The 14,667-nt window shown below is 72.2% G+C and carries 17 protein-coding genes; 6 read left to right on the top strand and 11 right to left on the bottom strand.

The genetic code is table 11. The annotated features are described in order from the left end of the window. Positions 1-7 precede the first annotated feature (7 nt). Both OG494_RS23645 and OG494_RS23650 read left to right on the top strand, forming a co-directional pair. A complete protein-coding gene (locus tag OG494_RS23645; RefSeq protein ID WP_328442691.1) occupies positions 8-1,129 on the top strand; it encodes a sensor histidine kinase in 1,122 nt (373 codons plus the stop codon). Further along, positions 1,126-1,767, top strand: coding sequence for a response regulator transcription factor (locus OG494_RS23650; protein ID WP_328442692.1), 642 nt, complete (start codon positions 1,126-1,128; stop codon positions 1,765-1,767). The genes OG494_RS23645 and OG494_RS23650 overlap by 4 nt, the downstream gene beginning before the upstream one ends. On the opposite strand, the gene OG494_RS23655 is transcribed toward OG494_RS23650, so the two are convergent. The 3 genes from OG494_RS23655 to OG494_RS23665 all read right to left on the bottom strand — a co-directional run bounded on the left by OG494_RS23655 (position 1,764) and on the right by OG494_RS23665 (position 5,519). Further along, positions 1,764-2,423 (bottom strand): response regulator transcription factor, encoded by a 660-nt coding sequence (locus tag OG494_RS23655; protein ID WP_328442693.1) that lies wholly within the window; start codon positions 2,421-2,423, stop codon positions 1,764-1,766. The genes OG494_RS23650 and OG494_RS23655 overlap by 4 nt on opposite strands. Beyond that, positions 2,420-3,619: a sensor histidine kinase gene (locus OG494_RS23660; RefSeq protein ID WP_328442694.1), complete on the bottom strand. Its 1,200-nt coding sequence runs from the start codon at positions 3,617-3,619 to the stop codon at positions 2,420-2,422. The genes OG494_RS23655 and OG494_RS23660 overlap by 4 nt, the downstream gene beginning before the upstream one ends. Before the next feature lie 100 nt (positions 3,620-3,719). Next, complete coding sequence (locus OG494_RS23665) at positions 3,720-5,519, bottom strand: Xaa-Pro dipeptidyl-peptidase (RefSeq protein WP_328442695.1); 1,800 nt, start codon at positions 5,517-5,519, stop codon at positions 3,720-3,722. An 84-nt stretch (positions 5,520-5,603) separates the two neighbouring features. On the opposite strand from OG494_RS23665, the gene OG494_RS23670 reads away from it, so the two are divergent. Continuing rightward, positions 5,604-7,166, top strand: a complete 1,563-nt coding sequence (locus tag OG494_RS23670; protein ID WP_328442696.1) for a DUF4139 domain-containing protein — start codon at positions 5,604-5,606, stop codon at positions 7,164-7,166. 4 nt (positions 7,167-7,170) lie between these two features. Here the strand turns inward: OG494_RS23670 and OG494_RS23675 are convergent, their stop codons facing one another. From OG494_RS23675 to OG494_RS23690, 4 genes are all read right to left on the bottom strand, one after another. Beyond that, positions 7,171-7,584 carry a hypothetical protein gene (locus OG494_RS23675; RefSeq protein WP_328442697.1) on the bottom strand — a complete coding sequence of 138 codons (414 nt, stop codon included), beginning with the start codon at positions 7,582-7,584 and terminating at the stop codon, positions 7,171-7,173. Between the two features lie 42 nt (positions 7,585-7,626). After that, a complete protein-coding gene (locus tag OG494_RS23680; protein ID WP_328442698.1) occupies positions 7,627-8,058 on the bottom strand; it encodes a CBS domain-containing protein in 432 nt (143 codons plus the stop codon). Positions 8,059-8,160: 102 nt separating this feature from the next. Beyond that, positions 8,161-8,607 carry a hypothetical protein gene (locus tag OG494_RS23685; RefSeq protein ID WP_328442699.1) on the bottom strand — a complete coding sequence of 149 codons (447 nt, stop codon included), beginning with the start codon at positions 8,605-8,607 and terminating at the stop codon, positions 8,161-8,163. Beyond that, complete coding sequence (locus OG494_RS23690) at positions 8,604-9,020, bottom strand: hypothetical protein (RefSeq protein WP_328442700.1); 417 nt, start codon at positions 9,018-9,020, stop codon at positions 8,604-8,606. Before OG494_RS23690 ends, OG494_RS23685 begins: the two co-directional genes overlap by 4 nt. Before the next feature lie 2 nt (positions 9,021-9,022). On the opposite strand from OG494_RS23690, the gene OG494_RS23695 reads away from it, so the two are divergent. Beyond that, positions 9,023-9,247, top strand: a complete 225-nt coding sequence (locus OG494_RS23695) for a hypothetical protein (RefSeq protein ID WP_442874261.1) — start codon at positions 9,023-9,025, stop codon at positions 9,245-9,247. On the opposite strand, the gene OG494_RS23700 is transcribed toward OG494_RS23695, so the two are convergent. After that, complete coding sequence (locus tag OG494_RS23700; RefSeq protein WP_328442701.1) at positions 9,240-10,253, bottom strand: neutral zinc metallopeptidase; 1,014 nt, start codon at positions 10,251-10,253, stop codon at positions 9,240-9,242. The two genes, OG494_RS23695 and OG494_RS23700, sit on opposite strands and share 8 nt — an antisense overlap. A gap of 112 nt (positions 10,254-10,365) precedes the next feature. On the opposite strand from OG494_RS23700, the gene OG494_RS23705 reads away from it, so the two are divergent. Next, positions 10,366-12,378 carry a prolyl oligopeptidase family serine peptidase gene (locus OG494_RS23705; protein ID WP_328442702.1) on the top strand — a complete coding sequence of 671 codons (2,013 nt, stop codon included), beginning with the start codon at positions 10,366-10,368 and terminating at the stop codon, positions 12,376-12,378. Here OG494_RS23705 and OG494_RS23710 read toward each other — a convergent pair. Together OG494_RS23710 and OG494_RS23715 are read right to left on the bottom strand one after the other, a co-directional pair. After that, a complete protein-coding gene (locus OG494_RS23710) occupies positions 12,368-12,682 on the bottom strand; it encodes a DMT family transporter (protein ID WP_328442703.1) in 315 nt (104 codons plus the stop codon). The genes OG494_RS23705 and OG494_RS23710 overlap by 11 nt on opposite strands. After that, complete coding sequence (locus OG494_RS23715; protein WP_328442704.1) at positions 12,682-13,293, bottom strand: FMN-dependent NADH-azoreductase; 612 nt, start codon at positions 13,291-13,293, stop codon at positions 12,682-12,684. Before OG494_RS23715 ends, OG494_RS23710 begins: the two co-directional genes overlap by 1 nt. A 77-nt stretch (positions 13,294-13,370) precedes the next feature. Between OG494_RS23715 and OG494_RS23720 the strand changes: the two genes are divergently transcribed. Beyond that, positions 13,371-13,919: a TetR/AcrR family transcriptional regulator gene (locus OG494_RS23720; RefSeq protein WP_328442705.1), complete on the top strand. Its 549-nt coding sequence runs from the start codon at positions 13,371-13,373 to the stop codon at positions 13,917-13,919. Here the strand turns inward: OG494_RS23720 and OG494_RS23725 are convergent. Further along, positions 13,916-14,656 carry a ferritin-like domain-containing protein gene (locus OG494_RS23725; RefSeq protein ID WP_328442706.1) on the bottom strand — a complete coding sequence of 247 codons (741 nt, stop codon included), beginning with the start codon at positions 14,654-14,656 and terminating at the stop codon, positions 13,916-13,918. The genes OG494_RS23720 and OG494_RS23725 overlap by 4 nt on opposite strands. Between the last annotated feature and the right edge of the window lie 11 nt (positions 14,657-14,667).

Consider the following 14,667-nt stretch of genomic DNA (forward strand, 5'->3'; position numbering starts at 1 on the left):
CCCGACGATGACCACCCGATGGGCCCGGTTCCACCGGATCCCCCAGGTCCAGGACTGGCTGCGCTGGGGGTTCATCGTGGTGCCGATGTTCGCCGCGATGCCGCGGGCGGACACGCTCTCGTGGATCCTCATCGGGGTCACCCTGGCGCTGTCGATCCCCCTGCTCTGGCTCTACGCCGACGGCCGTCCAGCCCTGCCCGCGGCGCTGATGGTCAGCGTGGTGGCGACGTCCGGCGCGCTCTGGGCGACCGTGCCGAATAGCTTCGCCTCGATCACGATGTTCAGCACCACGTTCTTCATCGTGCTCCGGCAGCCGGTCGTCCCGATCGTGGTGGCCGTCCTGCTCGACTTCGCCGCGATCACGGTCTGGGCCGCGGTGCACGACGCCTGGCGCGGCGCCCTGCCGACCTACACGATCGTGGCCGTGATCATCCTGCTCGGGCTGAACCGGCGGACCCGGCTCGCCAAGATGGAGCAGACCGAGCTGGCGCTGGCCCGCGCGCAGACGGCGACCGAGGAGCACGCGCGGGCCGCCGCGCTCGCCGAGCGTGCCCGCATCGCCCGCGAGCTGCACGACGTCCTGGCGCACTCGCTGGCCGGGCTCTCGCTGAACCTGCAGGGCGCGCGGCTGATGCTGGTGCGCGACGGGGCGAGCCCGGACGCCGTCGCGCAGATCGAACGGGCCCAGAAGCTCGCGTCCGAAGGTCTCTCGGAGGCGCGGAAAGCGGTCGCCGCGCTGCGCGAGGACGCGGTTCCGGTGGAGCGGACGATCGCGGACCTGCTCACCGCGTACCGGCTCGACAGCGGGGCCCGCGCGGACCTCCGCATCGACGGCGAGCCGCGCGAGCTGGACCCGGCGGTCGGCACCGCGCTCGTCCGCGCGGTGCAGGAAGCGCTGGCCAACACCCGCAAGCACGCCGCGAAAGCGGACGTCGACGTGCGTCTGGGCTACTCCGGTGACGAGGTGACGCTGACCGTGGCCGATCGGCAGGGCAGGCGGCCACCGGACGCGCCGGCGGCAGGTTACGGTTTGCGCGGGATGAGTGAACGGGTCGCGCTGCTCGACGGGCGCTTCGAGAGCGGGCCGGGGGAGGACGGATGGCGGATTCACCTGACGGTGCCGGCGTGAGCTTGCGCGTCGTGCTCGCCGACGACCAGGCGGTGGTGCGGGAAGGCCTGGTGACGCTGCTAGGGCTGCTGCCGGGTGTCGAGGTGGTCGGCGCGGCCGCCGACGGGCTCGCCGCGCTCGACCTGGTCGCGCAGCACCGGCCCGACGTGCTGCTGGTGGACCTGCGGATGCCGCGCTGCGACGGCGTCGAGACCACCGAACGGGTCCGGGCCGAGCACCCCGGCACCGAGGTCGTCGTGCTCACCACCTACGCCGACGACGAGTCGCTGCTGGCCGCGTTGCGCGCCGGGGCGCGCGGTTTCCTCACCAAGGACGCCGACGCCGAGGCGATCGCCCGCGCCCTGCGCTCGGCCGCCGACGGTCAGTCCACAGTGGACGGTGAGCTGCAGCGCCGGCTCGTCGAGGCCGCCACGCGCAGCGTGCCCGTGCGGGTGAAGGAGATCGAAGGCCTGACCGCCCGCGAGATCGAGGTACTGCGCCTGATCGCGGCGGGCCTGTCGAACACGGAGATCGCGCGCACGCTCGTGGTGAGCGAGGCGACCGTGAAGACCCACGTGAACCACCTGTTCACCAAGGCCGGGCTGCGCGACCGCGCCCAAGCCGTGGCGTTCGCGTACCGCGCGGGCATCGCGGACTAGTTCGCCCCGGGCTTCACGAGCCCCGTCTCGTAGGCCAGCACGACGGCTTGGACGCGGTCCCGCAGGTCCAGCTTCGCGAGGATCCGCGCGACATGCGTCTTCACGGTCGCTTCGGCCAGGTGCAGCCGCCCGGCGAGTTCGGCGTTGCTGAAGCCGCCGGCGAGCAGGCGCAACACCTCCAGCTCGCGCGGGGTGAGCGCGGACAGGTCCCGGCGCAGCCGTTCCGCGCCGGGGTCGCGGAGCGCGAACCGCTCGACCAGACGCCGGGTGATCACCGGCGCCAGCAGGGCGTCGCCGGTGCGGACCGTGCGAACCGCCGCGACCAGGTGCTCGGGCGTGACGTCCTTGAGCAGGAACCCGCTGGCCCCGGCCGCGAGGGCCGCGTAGACGTACCGGTCGAGGTCGAACGTCGTCAGGATGATCACGCGGGGCTCGCCGGGAGCGCCGGTGAGGATGCGGCGGGTCGCGGCCAAGCCGTCCAGTTCCGGCATCCGGATGTCCATCAGGACGACGTCGGGGCGGGTGCGGCGGACCGCGTCGACGGCTTCGGCGCCGTTGGTCGCCTCGCCGACGACGTCGATCCCGTCGGCCGCGAGGATCATCCGGAACCCGGTCCGGACCAGGGCCTGGTCGTCGGCGACGAGTACCCGGGTCACACCGCCTCCAGGGGGATCAGGGCCTCGACGCGGAAGCCGCCGCTCGGACGCCGGCCGGCCCGCAGCGTGCCGCCGTAGACGGCGAGGCGCTCGCGCAGGCCCAGCAGACCACGGCCGTCGCCGGTGGCCGCGGCGGGGGCGGCCGCTCCCCCGGTGTCGGTGACCTCGACGCGCAGCCCGTCGGGGCCGTACCCGACGTCGACCCGCGCGGCCGCGCCCGCCGCGTGCTTCACCGCGTTGGTCAGCGCTTCCTGCACCACGCGATAGGCGGCCAGCCCGATCCCGGACGGAACCGGCCGCGGGTCGCCCGTCATCGTCAGCTCGACGTCCGCGCCGGCGTCGCGCACCCGGCGGACCAGCGCGGGCAGCTGGTCCAGGCCCGGTTGCGGGGTGAGGTCCGGGCCGTCGGGATCCGTTGTCAGCAGGCCCATGGCCTGCCGCAGCTCGGTCATCGCCAGCCGGCCGCTCTCCTCGACCGCGAGCAGCGCTTCGGTGGCCTGCTCCGGGGACCGGGCCATGATCTTCCGGGCGGCGCCCGCCTGGATGACCATGACGCTCACGTTGTGCGTGACGACGTCGTGCAGCTCCCGCGCGATGCGGGCGCGTTCGTCCTCGACCGCGCCGCGCAGCCGGTCCGCCTGCTGTCGCTCCACTTCGGAAAACCGCTCGCGCTCGGTATCGGCCCGGACCCGCCAGGCGCGCAGCCCGAGGGTCGCGACGAGCATCGGGACGACGATGAGCAGCGTGACGTACTGGGTCGGCACGATCGGCCAGACGTCGTAACGCAACTCCCCCGTCTCGAACACGCCCAGGGCCAGGCTGACCAGCGTAGGGATCCGGTACGGGCTGAAGGCCGCCGCGCTGTAGGCGGCGATCACGAACGGGTAGAAGATCAGCCGCGACGCCAGGTCCGGCGTCAGCACTAGCGCCCCGAGCACGACCCAGAAGACGGCCAGCGGGTAGCGGCGGCGGAAGACCAGCGCGACGCCCGACACGAGCGACAGCGCGACCAGCCCGATCATCCGCGCCGGGTGCGCGTCGAGCGGGATCCGGTTGCCGAGCGCCGTCAGGTAGTCGAGCCCGATCGTGATCACGGCGAACGCCAGCACGATGTCGAAGGCCCAGCCCGTCCGGGACGGCCGTGGCAGCGGGCCGGTCGGCCGGGCGAGCGGCCCGGTCCAGGCGAAGGCGGTCACCGGCCCATTCTCGCCGAACCGGGCCGCCACCGCGTCAGCCTCGCGACTACATCGCAAGGATGACTCCGGTGCGAAATGCGCCCGCGGGCGGACGGCGTGCTCAGCCGAACGCGGCTCGCAGCGCCGGCTTGCCGCCCGTGACCGGGAGCGTCACCGTCGTCTTCGTCAGGTCGAGCGCCAGGCCGGCACCCGGCTTGGGCCGCAGCGTGTAGTCGTGGTCGCTGGAAGCCAGCAGGAACTCGAGCCGGTGCCCGGTAGCCAGGATGTAGTCCTTCGGCATCAGCTCGACGCCGACGCGGTAGCCCTGCCCCGGTGTGATCGGCTCGGTGACGGCCGGGTCGGTGCGGTTCTGCGGGTCGGTCCAGCCGCGGCTGATCACGTGGGACGTGCCGTCGGGGGCGCGGTCGAGCAGGATCGCCGAGACGTTCGCCGCGGGCCGGTCGAACGTCAGCGCGAGGTCGGCCCGCGCCGTCCCGGAGAGGCGCACCGGCTGCTTCGCCGCGGAAGTCGTGTACAGCAGCCGGTTTCCGGACGACGTGGTGTTCGCCAGCTGCTCGATCGTCTTGGTCGCGTCGTCGGCGAGGGTCTCGACGGTGGCCTTGCCCGGCACCGGGTTGCGGGTGTCGATGGTGCCCTTGGACCGGCCGCCGGGCCACGGATAAACGCGGACGTCCGCCGTGGTCGGCGCCGGCCAGTCGGCTTCGTCGGTCCACGACAGGTCTTCGCGCTGGATCGTCGCCTTCGGCTCGTTCTGGATGCCGTTGTCGACGCCGTACAGGTAGTGCGACATCCACTTGTTGAGCGTCGCGAGCCAGACGTCGCGCCGGAGCGAGTACGGGTCGGCGTGGCCGGACTGGTGCAGCCAGATCTTGTGCTCGACCCCGTGCGCCTTCAGCGCTTCGTACCACTCGGCGACCTGGTCGGTCTTGACGTTCCAGTCGTTGAGGCCGTGCACCGCGAGCACCGAGGCGTGCACCTTCGCGACGTCGTTGCGGTAGTTGCGGACGTCCCAGAACGGTGTGTAGTCGCCGGTCACCCGGTCCTGGTCGCGGGTCAGGCCGTCGATGACCGGGCGGCAGACCTGCCGATCGGCGCGGGTGTAGACGTACTCGGCGAGCACGTCGGCGTCCTCGCCCTGGTAACCGCCGGCGGCGACGACCGCGCCGTCGTTGCGGTAGTACTGGTACCAGCTGGAGATCGCGGCGATCGGCACGATCGTCTCGAGACCTTCGACGCCGGTGCTCGCGACGGCGTTGGGCAGCGTCCCGTTGTAGGACACGCCCACCATGCCGGTCTTGCCGGTGCTCCAGTCGGCCTTCGCCGCGGCGCCGGCGGCGTCCTTCGCGGGCGTGCGGCCGTTGAGCCAGTCGACGACCGAGCGGGCGCCGATGGTCTCGTTGACGTCGCCGGTGGTCGGGCAGCCGGTCGAGAGGCCGCTGCCGAGCGATTCGCCGTACACCACGGCGAAGCCGCGCGCGGTGAAGTAGTCCTGGTAGCGCCAGGTGATCGGGGCGGCCGGGCCGACACCGTGCGCGGCGACGCGCGGGCCTTCGGCTTCGCGGGCGTAGCCGGGCGCGGACAGCTCGACGTCGACGTCGTGGTTCGCGACGTCGTTGCCGCCCGCGTAGTACGGGCTGGCCTGGTAGACGACGGGGACCTTCATCCCCTGCAGCGTCGCGCGCGGGCGCACGACCTGGGCGTGCACGAGGTCGTCGGCGCCGTCGTGGTCGCTGTCGACCGGCGCGGTGACCCAGACGTCCTCGCGGATGACGTCGGCCGGGTCGAACACCGGCTGCGCCTGGCCGCCGGTGAACACGGGCGCGGGCGGTTCGGCGGCCTCGGCGGTGACCGCGGTCAACGGCAGCGCGAGCACGGCGGCGACCAGGATTGCGGCTTTCACTTAACCCCCCAAGCCGGGCGAAGCGGACGGGTCACCACACTTCCGTCCGGCCCGATCCGGCGTCAAGAGACTAACGTCGGAGGCATGCCGACCGTCGAAGCACCGATCGCCGCCGTGACCGTCTACCCGCAGCAGGCCCGGATCACCCGCCGGGGCAAGGCACCCCTCGACGGCGGCCCGCGGCTGACCTTCGCCGGTCTGCCGCTGTCGCTCGACCCGGGCTCGGTCCGCGTCACCGGCACCGGCCCGGCGCTGATCACCGGCGTCGACGTCCGGACCGAGCGGCACGCTTCGCCGGCCGACGCCGCGCTGCGGGCCCTCGTCGAGCAGCGGCGCGCGGACCAGGCCACGCTCGACGGCGTCATCGACGACGAAGCGGCCGAAGCGATGAAGGTGGATCTGCTGACGTCACTCGCGAAGCGCAGCGGGGGAAGCTTCGCGAAGGCGCTGGCCGCCGGCACGGCCGAGCCTTCGCGCGTCGCGGAGGTGACCGACGCGCTGAGTTCGCGGCTGGCCGCGGCACTGAAGTCCCGGCGCGCTCTCGCCGACCGCGTCACCCGGCTGCGCGAGGATCTCGACGCGCTCGACCGGCGGATCGCGGAGCACAGCGCACAGTCCGAACAGGACAGTACGTCGGTGGTCGTGGAGCTGGAGATCTCGGACGCGGCGGGTTCGGCGGATCTGGAACTGTCCTATGTGGTCCCCGGCGCGAGCTGGGAACCGGGTTACGACATCCGCGTCCGCGGCGCCGACGTCACCGTGACGTCGTACGGGCTGGTCAGCCAGTACACGGGCGAGGACTGGCCGGAGTGCGAGCTGGCGCTGTCGACCGCACGGCCGGCCGTCTCGGTGGTCGTCCCGGAGCTGCAGCCGTGGTACCTCGACCGCCGCGTGCCGCCGCCCCCGACCCCCGCGGCGGCGTACGGCGGCTCGGGCGGTGGCGTCCCGGAGGGCGCGCGGATGGCCCGCTTCGCGGCGTCGGCCCCGGCACCGGCGATGGCGCCGAAGTTCGCCGCGGTCGAGCAGGGCACGACGGCCGTCACCTACCGGCCTTCACGCCCGGTGGAGGTGCCCTCGGGCGCGCAAGGTCACCGCACGACGCTGGCGCAGCTGGATCTCACGGCCTCGCTGGGCTACGTCACCGCGCCGGTGCTGGCGGAGGAGGCGTACCTGCGGGCGGTCGTCGTCAACAGCTCGGACCACGCCCTGCGTCCGGGCCGCGCCTCGGTCTTCCACGACACGGAGTTCGTCGGCACGACTCAACTGGAACCGTGGGCTCCCGGCGAGGAACTGGAGCTGGCCCTGGGCGTCGACGACCGCATCCGCATCGAGCGTGAGCTGACCCGCCGCACGGCGTCGAAGGCGACGTTGTCCGGCCAGAAGCGGCGCGAGGCGGAGTACCGGATTTCGGTCGCGAACCACGGCCCGCGTTCGGCGGAGGTGACGGTGCTGGACCAGGCGCCGGTGTCCCGCGACGACACGATCACGGTGCGGGACATTCGCACGTCCCCGGAGCCGGTGGAGACGTCGGCGCTGGGCGAGTTCACGTGGAAGCTGACGGTGGGCACGGGCGAGACGCAGGTGGTGACGCTGTCGTACCGGGTGGACGTGGCGAAAGGCGTGGAACTCTCCGGCTGGCGGGAGTGAAGCCCTACAAGGAGATCCAGCAGTACAGGTGGTGGCTCGCATCGCGGCGGGCCATTTCCGCAAGGCTCTTGAAGAAGGAGACGACGTCTTCGTCCGGGCCGGCGATCGCCACGGCAGCGGTACGCAGATCGGCGTCGGACGCCCGGGACAGAGCCTCCTTGAACACGTCCGACAGGGCGAGCGCGGCCAGTTCGCCGTCGTGGGTCTCCCCGAGGAACTTGCCGCGCCGCGGGTCGGCCTCGAGCTCGGCCTCGGTCCGGCGGGTCAGGCTCATTTCCGCTGGGAGCAGGTCCTCGAGCGGGTCGGCGTGCTTGACCACCAGCTCGAAGTGACCGGTTCCCTCGGCCTGCTCGTCGAAGCGGTCGAGGATGCGGACGACTTCGGCATCGTCCGCGGCGGCGAAGTACCCGTATTGCATCGGCGAAGCCTAGCGATCGGGTACTTCGCGGCGCCGCGGGTATCAGCCCTGGGAGATGTAGGCCTCCAGTTGTTCCTGGCTCTTCTCCAGCTCTTCCATCCGGTTCTTCACCACGTCCCCGATGGAGATGATCCCGGCCAGCCGGCCGTCGTCCAGGACGGGGACGTGGCGGATGCGGCGCTCCGTCATCAGGACCGACAGCTGGTCGACCGAGTCGTCCGGGCCGCAGCTGGCGACCAAGGTCGTCATGATGGCGGCTACCGGGCCGTCCAGCAGGGTGGGTCCGTGGTCGTTGAGGCGGCGGACGACGTCGCGTTCGGAGACGATGCCGGCGATCGACCCGTCCGGCGCGACGACCACCATCGCACCGACGTTCTTGTCCGCCAGTCCGGCCAGCAGCGTGGTCACCGTGGTTTCCGGAGTGACCGTGGCCACGGCCGTCCCCTTCTTGCGCAGCAGATCCGCAATCCGCATGGCGATCCTTCCCGTCGGTGAACTGGGTCACAACAGGTTAGGGCCCGGCAGCACCGCGCGAAAGTCCGGCAAACGGGGCGTGTTCGTGGTATTCGGACCGATTCAGCCGAGACGTTCGGCCAGGCCGTCCAGCGCGAGGCGGATCCCGGCGGCGTAGTCGTCGTCGCAGAGGGCGTCCAGCCGGGATCGTGCCAGGTCCAGCTGCTCGCGGGCGGCGGTCAGGTCGCCCAGCTTGCGGTAGTCCTCACCCAGGTTGAGGTGCAGCGACGGGTAGAACCCGCGCACGGCCAGCGACGAGTGGTACTCCTGCGCCCGCGAGTCGGTCAGGGAGTCCGCCGCCGCCAGGGCCCGCAGGTCCCACTCCAGCTCCTCGGCCGGGTCGTCGCAGACGTCGGCCATGTGGTGGGCGAGCGCGACGCGGTGCAGCGGGTCGCCGTCCGGTCCGACCGACGCCCACAGCTCGGCGAAGGTCGCGTACGCGCCCGCGCGGTCTCCGCCCATGTGCTGCCGCAGACCCGCGTCGATCGCCACCATCACGTCGTCGGTCATCCCGCTCCTCGGTCGGCGAGTGTGCGCAACCGGGCCAGCCCCGGCTCGATCCGCTCGGCCGCGACCGCACCGTAACCGAACACGAGCCCGTGCCGCCGCTCGCCCGCACCGAAGTCGCCCAGCGAGTACAGCCGGACCCCGTGGTGCCGGGCGCGCCGGACCCACGAGCCCGTGTCGAAGGCGGAAGCCGCGCTCAGGTGCAGGCCCGCGGTCGACGGCAGCGGCGTGAGAATGTCGGCGAAGTCCCGGACGAGCAACCGGGACAGCAGCTCGTGCCGGTCGCGGTAGACCTTGCGCATCCGGCGGACGTGCCGGGCGAAGCCGCCTTCGGCCATGAACGCCGCCAGCGCGGCCTGCTCGACGTTCGGCGCGTGCCAGTCGGTGAGGTACCGGGCCTTGACGAGCGCGGGCACTGATGCACCTGGTCGACACGGTCGCGCACGGCTGGGACCTGGCCCGCACGCTCGGCCTGCCCTACGACCCGGACGCCGAGGCCGTGCACGCCGCGCTGCAGATGGCCGAGCGCATCCCCGACGAGGGTCGCGAGAAGAACGGCTCCTTCGCCCGCAGCGTCGCCGTCCCGGACAACGCGAGTGAGCTCGAGAGGTTCCTCGCGCTGCTCGGCCGGCGCGTCAGCTGACGTCGGCCGGCGGCGCGCTCCACGTGTCGCACGACTTCGTGCTCTTGCCGTCGTACCCGGCCTTCGCCCAGGACAGCTGGTGCGCGCGCGAGCCGTGGGTGTCGCTGTCGTCGGCGCGGCCGTAGTCGGCGACCGCGGCGTTCGCCAGCGACCGGGTGATCGAGCCCGAGCCGGCGACCGCGGCGAGGAACAGTGAGCCGAAGCAGTTCGCCTGCAGCTCGATCCGGCGGACGAGCTCTTTGTCGGCCGCGCTGTCTTCGTTCGCCGACGTCATCTTGTCGGCCGCGGCGGACAGGATGCCGCTCTCGCGCTGCACGTGGTGGCCGTACTCGTGGGCGATCGTCGCGATGTGGCGGGCCTTGTTGAGCCCGGCGTCCGACAGCATCCAGTCGGTCGGGGCGTAGATCGTGGTGTCGCCGCCGCAGTAATAGGCGACGGCTTCGTTCTCCGACGGCGCCGCGCCGCACGCGCTGTGCTCGGGCAGCACCACCGACACTTTCGCGGTCAGCGTCGGCTCGTCGGCCTTCGCGAGCGCCGGGCGCCACGACTGTTCGAGGCAGCCGGCCAGCGCGCCGTAGTACGCCTTGAGCTGCTCGGCGGCCCGGCCGAGGGCGGGCAGCGAGCACACGGCGGGCCCCGGCGTGATGCCGGCGGCGAGCAGCGGGTTGGCGGACAGCTCCGGCACGGACTTCGGCTGCTTCCCGTCCGACGTGCCGCCGTACGCGCGTCCGGTGTCGACGCCCTCCGCGACGAACGCGTGCCCGTCGACGCGGTGCGGGAAGGTCGCGGCGATCAGCGAAAAGGCCAGCACGATCACCAGGACGCCGCCGACGGCGCCCCAGAGCCGGCTGCGCGGCGGCGCGATCGGGACGGGAGGTGCGGTCGCCCAGCCGGGTGACGCCCAGGGGTTGGGTTCCGGCGCCCACACCGGTTCCGGAGGCCGGGCCGCCCCCGGGGAGGGCAGTGGCGGCGGCCCGGACGGGCCGGCCGCTTCGGCGTCGTTCACGTTCTCCCCCTGCTCGCTGCGCCCAGCATATCGACCGCCGGAGAGGCCGGGATCACGAAACGAAAACGCCGCCCGGTGGCCAGCGGAGGGGTGTCCGGGCGAAACTGTCGGCATGAGTGTCGAGGATCCCCACCTGTGGCTGGAAGACGTGACCGGCGAGGACGCGCTGGACTGGGTGCGCGCCCGCAACGGCGAGACGCTGGCCGAGCTGACCGAGGGCGCCCGGTTCGCCGAGCTGCGTGACGAACTGCGTGAGGTGCTCGACGCCGACGACCGGATCCCGTACGTGCGCCGCCGCGGTGAGCTCCTCTACAACTTCTGGCAGGACGCGAGCCACCCCCGCGGCCTGTGGCGGCGGACGACGCTGGAGTCCTACCGGCGGGCCGAGCCCGAGTGGGAGCTGCTGCTCGACGTCGACGCGCTCGCCGAGGCCGAAGGCGAAAACTGGGTCTGGCAGGGTGCGACCGTGCTGCGGCCGGGCTACCGCCGCGGCCTGGTCGAACTGTCGCGCGGCGGCGCCGACGCCACGGTGGTGCGCGAGTTCGACCTCGACGCGCACGAGTTCGTCGAAGGCGGCTTCACGCTGCCGGAGGCGAAGACGCGCATCGGCTGGATCGACGAGGACCGTGTGTACGTCGGCACCGACTTCGGCCCGGACTCGCTGACCAGCTCGGGCTACCCGCGCCTGGCCAAGGAGTGGCGCCGCGGCACGCCGATCGAAGCGGCGACGACGGTCTACGAGGGCAAGGCCGACGACGTCTCGATCGGCGCGTCCCACGACCCGACCGAAGGCTTCGAGCGCGACTTCGTCAGCCGCGCGATCGACTTCTACCGCTCCGAGCTGTTCCTGCGGACGCCGGACGGGCTGGTCAAGATCGACGTCCCGGACGACGCGAGCGCGTCGCTGCACCGCGAATGGCTGCTGGTCCGGCCGCGGACGGCGTGGACCGTCGGCGGCGTCGAGCACCCGGCCGGTTCGCTGATCGGGATCCGCTTCGACGATTTCATGGGCGGCGAGCGGGGCTTCACGACGCTCTTCACGCCCGACGAGCACACGTCCCTCGACTACTGGGCCTGGACGCGCAACCACCTGCTGCTCGGCCTGCTGCGCGACGTCCGCTCCGAATTGCGCACGCTCACGCCGGGCCCCGGCGGCTGGGCCGACGAACCGCTGTCCGGCGGGCCGGAGTTCGGCAGCGCGGACATCTTCGACACCGATCCCGACGTCAGCGACGAATACCTGATCAACTCCAGCGGCTTCCTCCAGCCGCCGACGTTGAGCTACGGCCACGTCGGCGAAGAGGTCGAAGTGCTGAAGCAGGCTCCGGCGTTCTTCGACGCTTCGGGGATGGACGTCGCGCAGTACTTCGCGACGTCCGAAGACGGCACGAAGATCCCCTACTTCGTCGTCCGGCCGTCCGGCGCCGAAGGCGGTCCGACGCTGCTGACCGGCTACGGCGGCTTCGAGGTGTCGCTGACGCCGTCCTACAGCGGGATGATCGGCCGCGGCTGGCTGGCGCGCGGCGGCACGTACGTCGTCGCGAACATCCGCGGCGGCGGCGAGTACGGGCCGAGCTGGCACACGCAGGCGATCAAGGCGCGGCGCCACCGGGTGTACGAGGACTTCGGCGCGGTCGCCGCGGATCTCGCCGAGCGTGGCATCACGACGCCGGAAAAGCTCGGTATCCAGGGCGGCAGCAACGGCGGCCTGCTGATGGGCGTGATGCTGACGCGCTACCCGGAGCGGTTCGGCGCGATCGTCAGCCAGGTGCCGCTGCTGGACATGCGCCGCTACCACCTGCTGCTGGCGGGCGCGTCGTGGATGGCCGAGTACGGCGACCCGGACGACGCCGCCGAATGGGAGTTCATCTCGAAGTACTCGCCGTACCAGAACGTCCACAGTGGACGGAGTTATCCGCCGTCGCTGTTCGTGACGTCCACGCGCGACGACCGCGTGCACCCCGCCCACGCCCGCAAGATGGTGGCGCGGATGCGTGAGCAGGGGCACGACGTCCGGTATCACGAGAACATCGAAGGCGGCCACGGCGCCGCGGCGGACAACGAGCAGCTGGCGTTCAAGTGGGCGCTGGTCTTCGAGTTCCTGTGGGAGCAGCTCACGAAGTGACGCGCGCGAGCACGACGCCGCCGACGATCAGGGCCAGCGCGGCCACCCGGCCGACACTCAGCGGGTCCTTGGTCACGACGACGCCGAGCACGATCGCGCCGACGGCGCCGATCCCGGTGAACACCGCGTAGGCGGTGCCCACCGGGACGGTGTCCATCGCGCGCGAAAGCAGGTAGACGGCCGCCGCGCAGAGCACGAAGCACAGCAGTGTCGGCCACGGTCTCGTGAAGTTCTCCGTCGGCTTGATGCTCTGCGACCAGGCGATTTCGACGAGCCCGGCGCAGACCAGCGTCACCCAGCCCATCAGATGCTTTCGAGGGCCCGGTCGCGGGACGCCACCCGGTCGGCTTCGCGCGCGGCGAGGTGCGGGTCGACCAGGGCGTTGGTCAGCTCGGCGTGCACGAAGCGGACGTCGTCGACGTCGTAGTGCCCGGCGATGAAGTCCCGCAAGTAGGCCTCGTGGTGGTCGAACGGCGCGCGCGGCGTGCCCGGCGCGTACGTCCCGCCGCGTGCCCCGGCGATGACGAACGCCTTGCCGCGCAACGACATCCGCGGGAACGTCACCTGGTCGATCCACGTCTTGAGCGCGGCCGGGATCGAGAAGTTGTACATCGGCGCGCCGATGAGGACGACGTCGGCCTCGAGCAGCTCGGCCAGCAGCGGCTCGACGACCGCCCAGGCCCTCTTCTGCTCCGTCGTCGCGACGACGTCGGCGTAGCGCGCGGGATCGGTGATGCCCGCGGTCAGGAGCGCGTCGCAGATCTCGGTCCAGGCCTCGCCGATCACGGGGACCGGGTCGGCGGCGAGGTCGCGGTAGGTGCGGGTGCCGTCCCAGGTCGCGGCGTAGCGCGCGGACAGCTCGCGCGAGAACGACGTACGGCGGGCACTGGAGTCGAGGTGCAGCAGGTGGGTCACGGTTCCTCCTCAAGTGGACGCGGTGTCCACTTGAGGCTAACTGGACGCCTCGTCCGGATATTCCCTAGGCTGGCGCCATGCCCGAACGCGCCGACGCCGCCCGCAACCGCGCGAAGGTCCTGACGGCCGCGGAGGAGCTGTTCGCCGCCCACGGCCCGGCGAACGTCACGATGGAGGACATCGCCCGCGCGGCCGGCGTCGGCCGCGGCACGCTCTACCGCCGCTACCCGGACCGCGCGGCGATCGCGGTGGCCCTGCTGGACGAGCACGAGCGCCGGCTGCAGGAGTCGTTGCTGCGCGGCGCTCCCCCGCTGGGCCCGGGCGCACCCCCGGCCGAGCGGCTGGCGGCGTTCTACGCGGCGATGATCGACCTGCTGACCCGCCACGCGCACCTGGTGCTGGGCACGGAGGTGGGCCATTCGCGTTTCGAGACGGGCGCGTACGGCTTCTGGCACACGCACGTCCGGATCCTGGCGGTCGCGGCGGGCGCCCCGGACCCGGACGTCCTGGCCGACGTCCTACTGGCCCCGCTGGCCCCGGAGGTGTTCCTGCACCAGACCGGCCAGGGCGTGACGCCGGAGCGGATCACGGCGTCACTGCGGGCCCTCGCGGCCGGGGCGTTCTAGAAGAGGCCACGCGGCCTGGCCCGCTTCGGGACGTGACGCGGCTTCGGCTCGTCACCGCGGATCCGCGCGAGGGCGGCTTCGAAGGCGACGAGCACGTCGGCGACGAAGACGAGCCGCCCGACGCCGAGCCGGCGCAGGGCACGCCCGTGGTCGGCGGCGACCGTGATCGTCACGCCCAGCAAGAGCAGCCGCCAGGCGCCGAACACGGCCGCACGAGTCGCCTTGCCGAGCGTCGCGAAGCCGATCCGGAGGCGGTGGCAGTGGAAGGGCACGTGCCGTTCCTCGTCGGCGAGGATCAGGCTCGCGACCCGCGTGACGAGCGGGTCGGTGGTGCCGTCCCGCAGGGCGCGGTAGTACCGCAGGGCGACGACCTCGGCGATGAGCAGCACCATCAGCTCGAGCCGCAGCCCGAGCGCCCGCCGCAGCCGCACGAAAACGGTGTCGGACCAGTGGCTTGTGATCGTCGGTACGCCGGCGGCGCGCAGCAGTTCCCCGAGCATCCGCGCGTGGTTCTGCTCCTCGGCGACGAAGAGCTTCACCGCGGCGAGGTAGTCGTCGTCCCCGCCGGCTTTCGCGATGAGGTTGGCGCCGTCACCCGCCTCGCCGACCTGGAACCGCTGGATGCTCCGCGCGACGTCAGGATCGAGCCGGGCACCCCGCGCCCACGGCGGTTCCTCGCGGTGTCGCCGGCGTTCGGCCTCGGCTGTGAAGTCGTGGAGCCAGTGTTCGTAGGTCATCGCGCCGATGA

Source organism: Amycolatopsis sp. NBC_00438, assembly GCF_036026695.1.
GTDB lineage: Bacteria > Actinomycetota > Actinomycetes > Mycobacteriales > Pseudonocardiaceae > Amycolatopsis.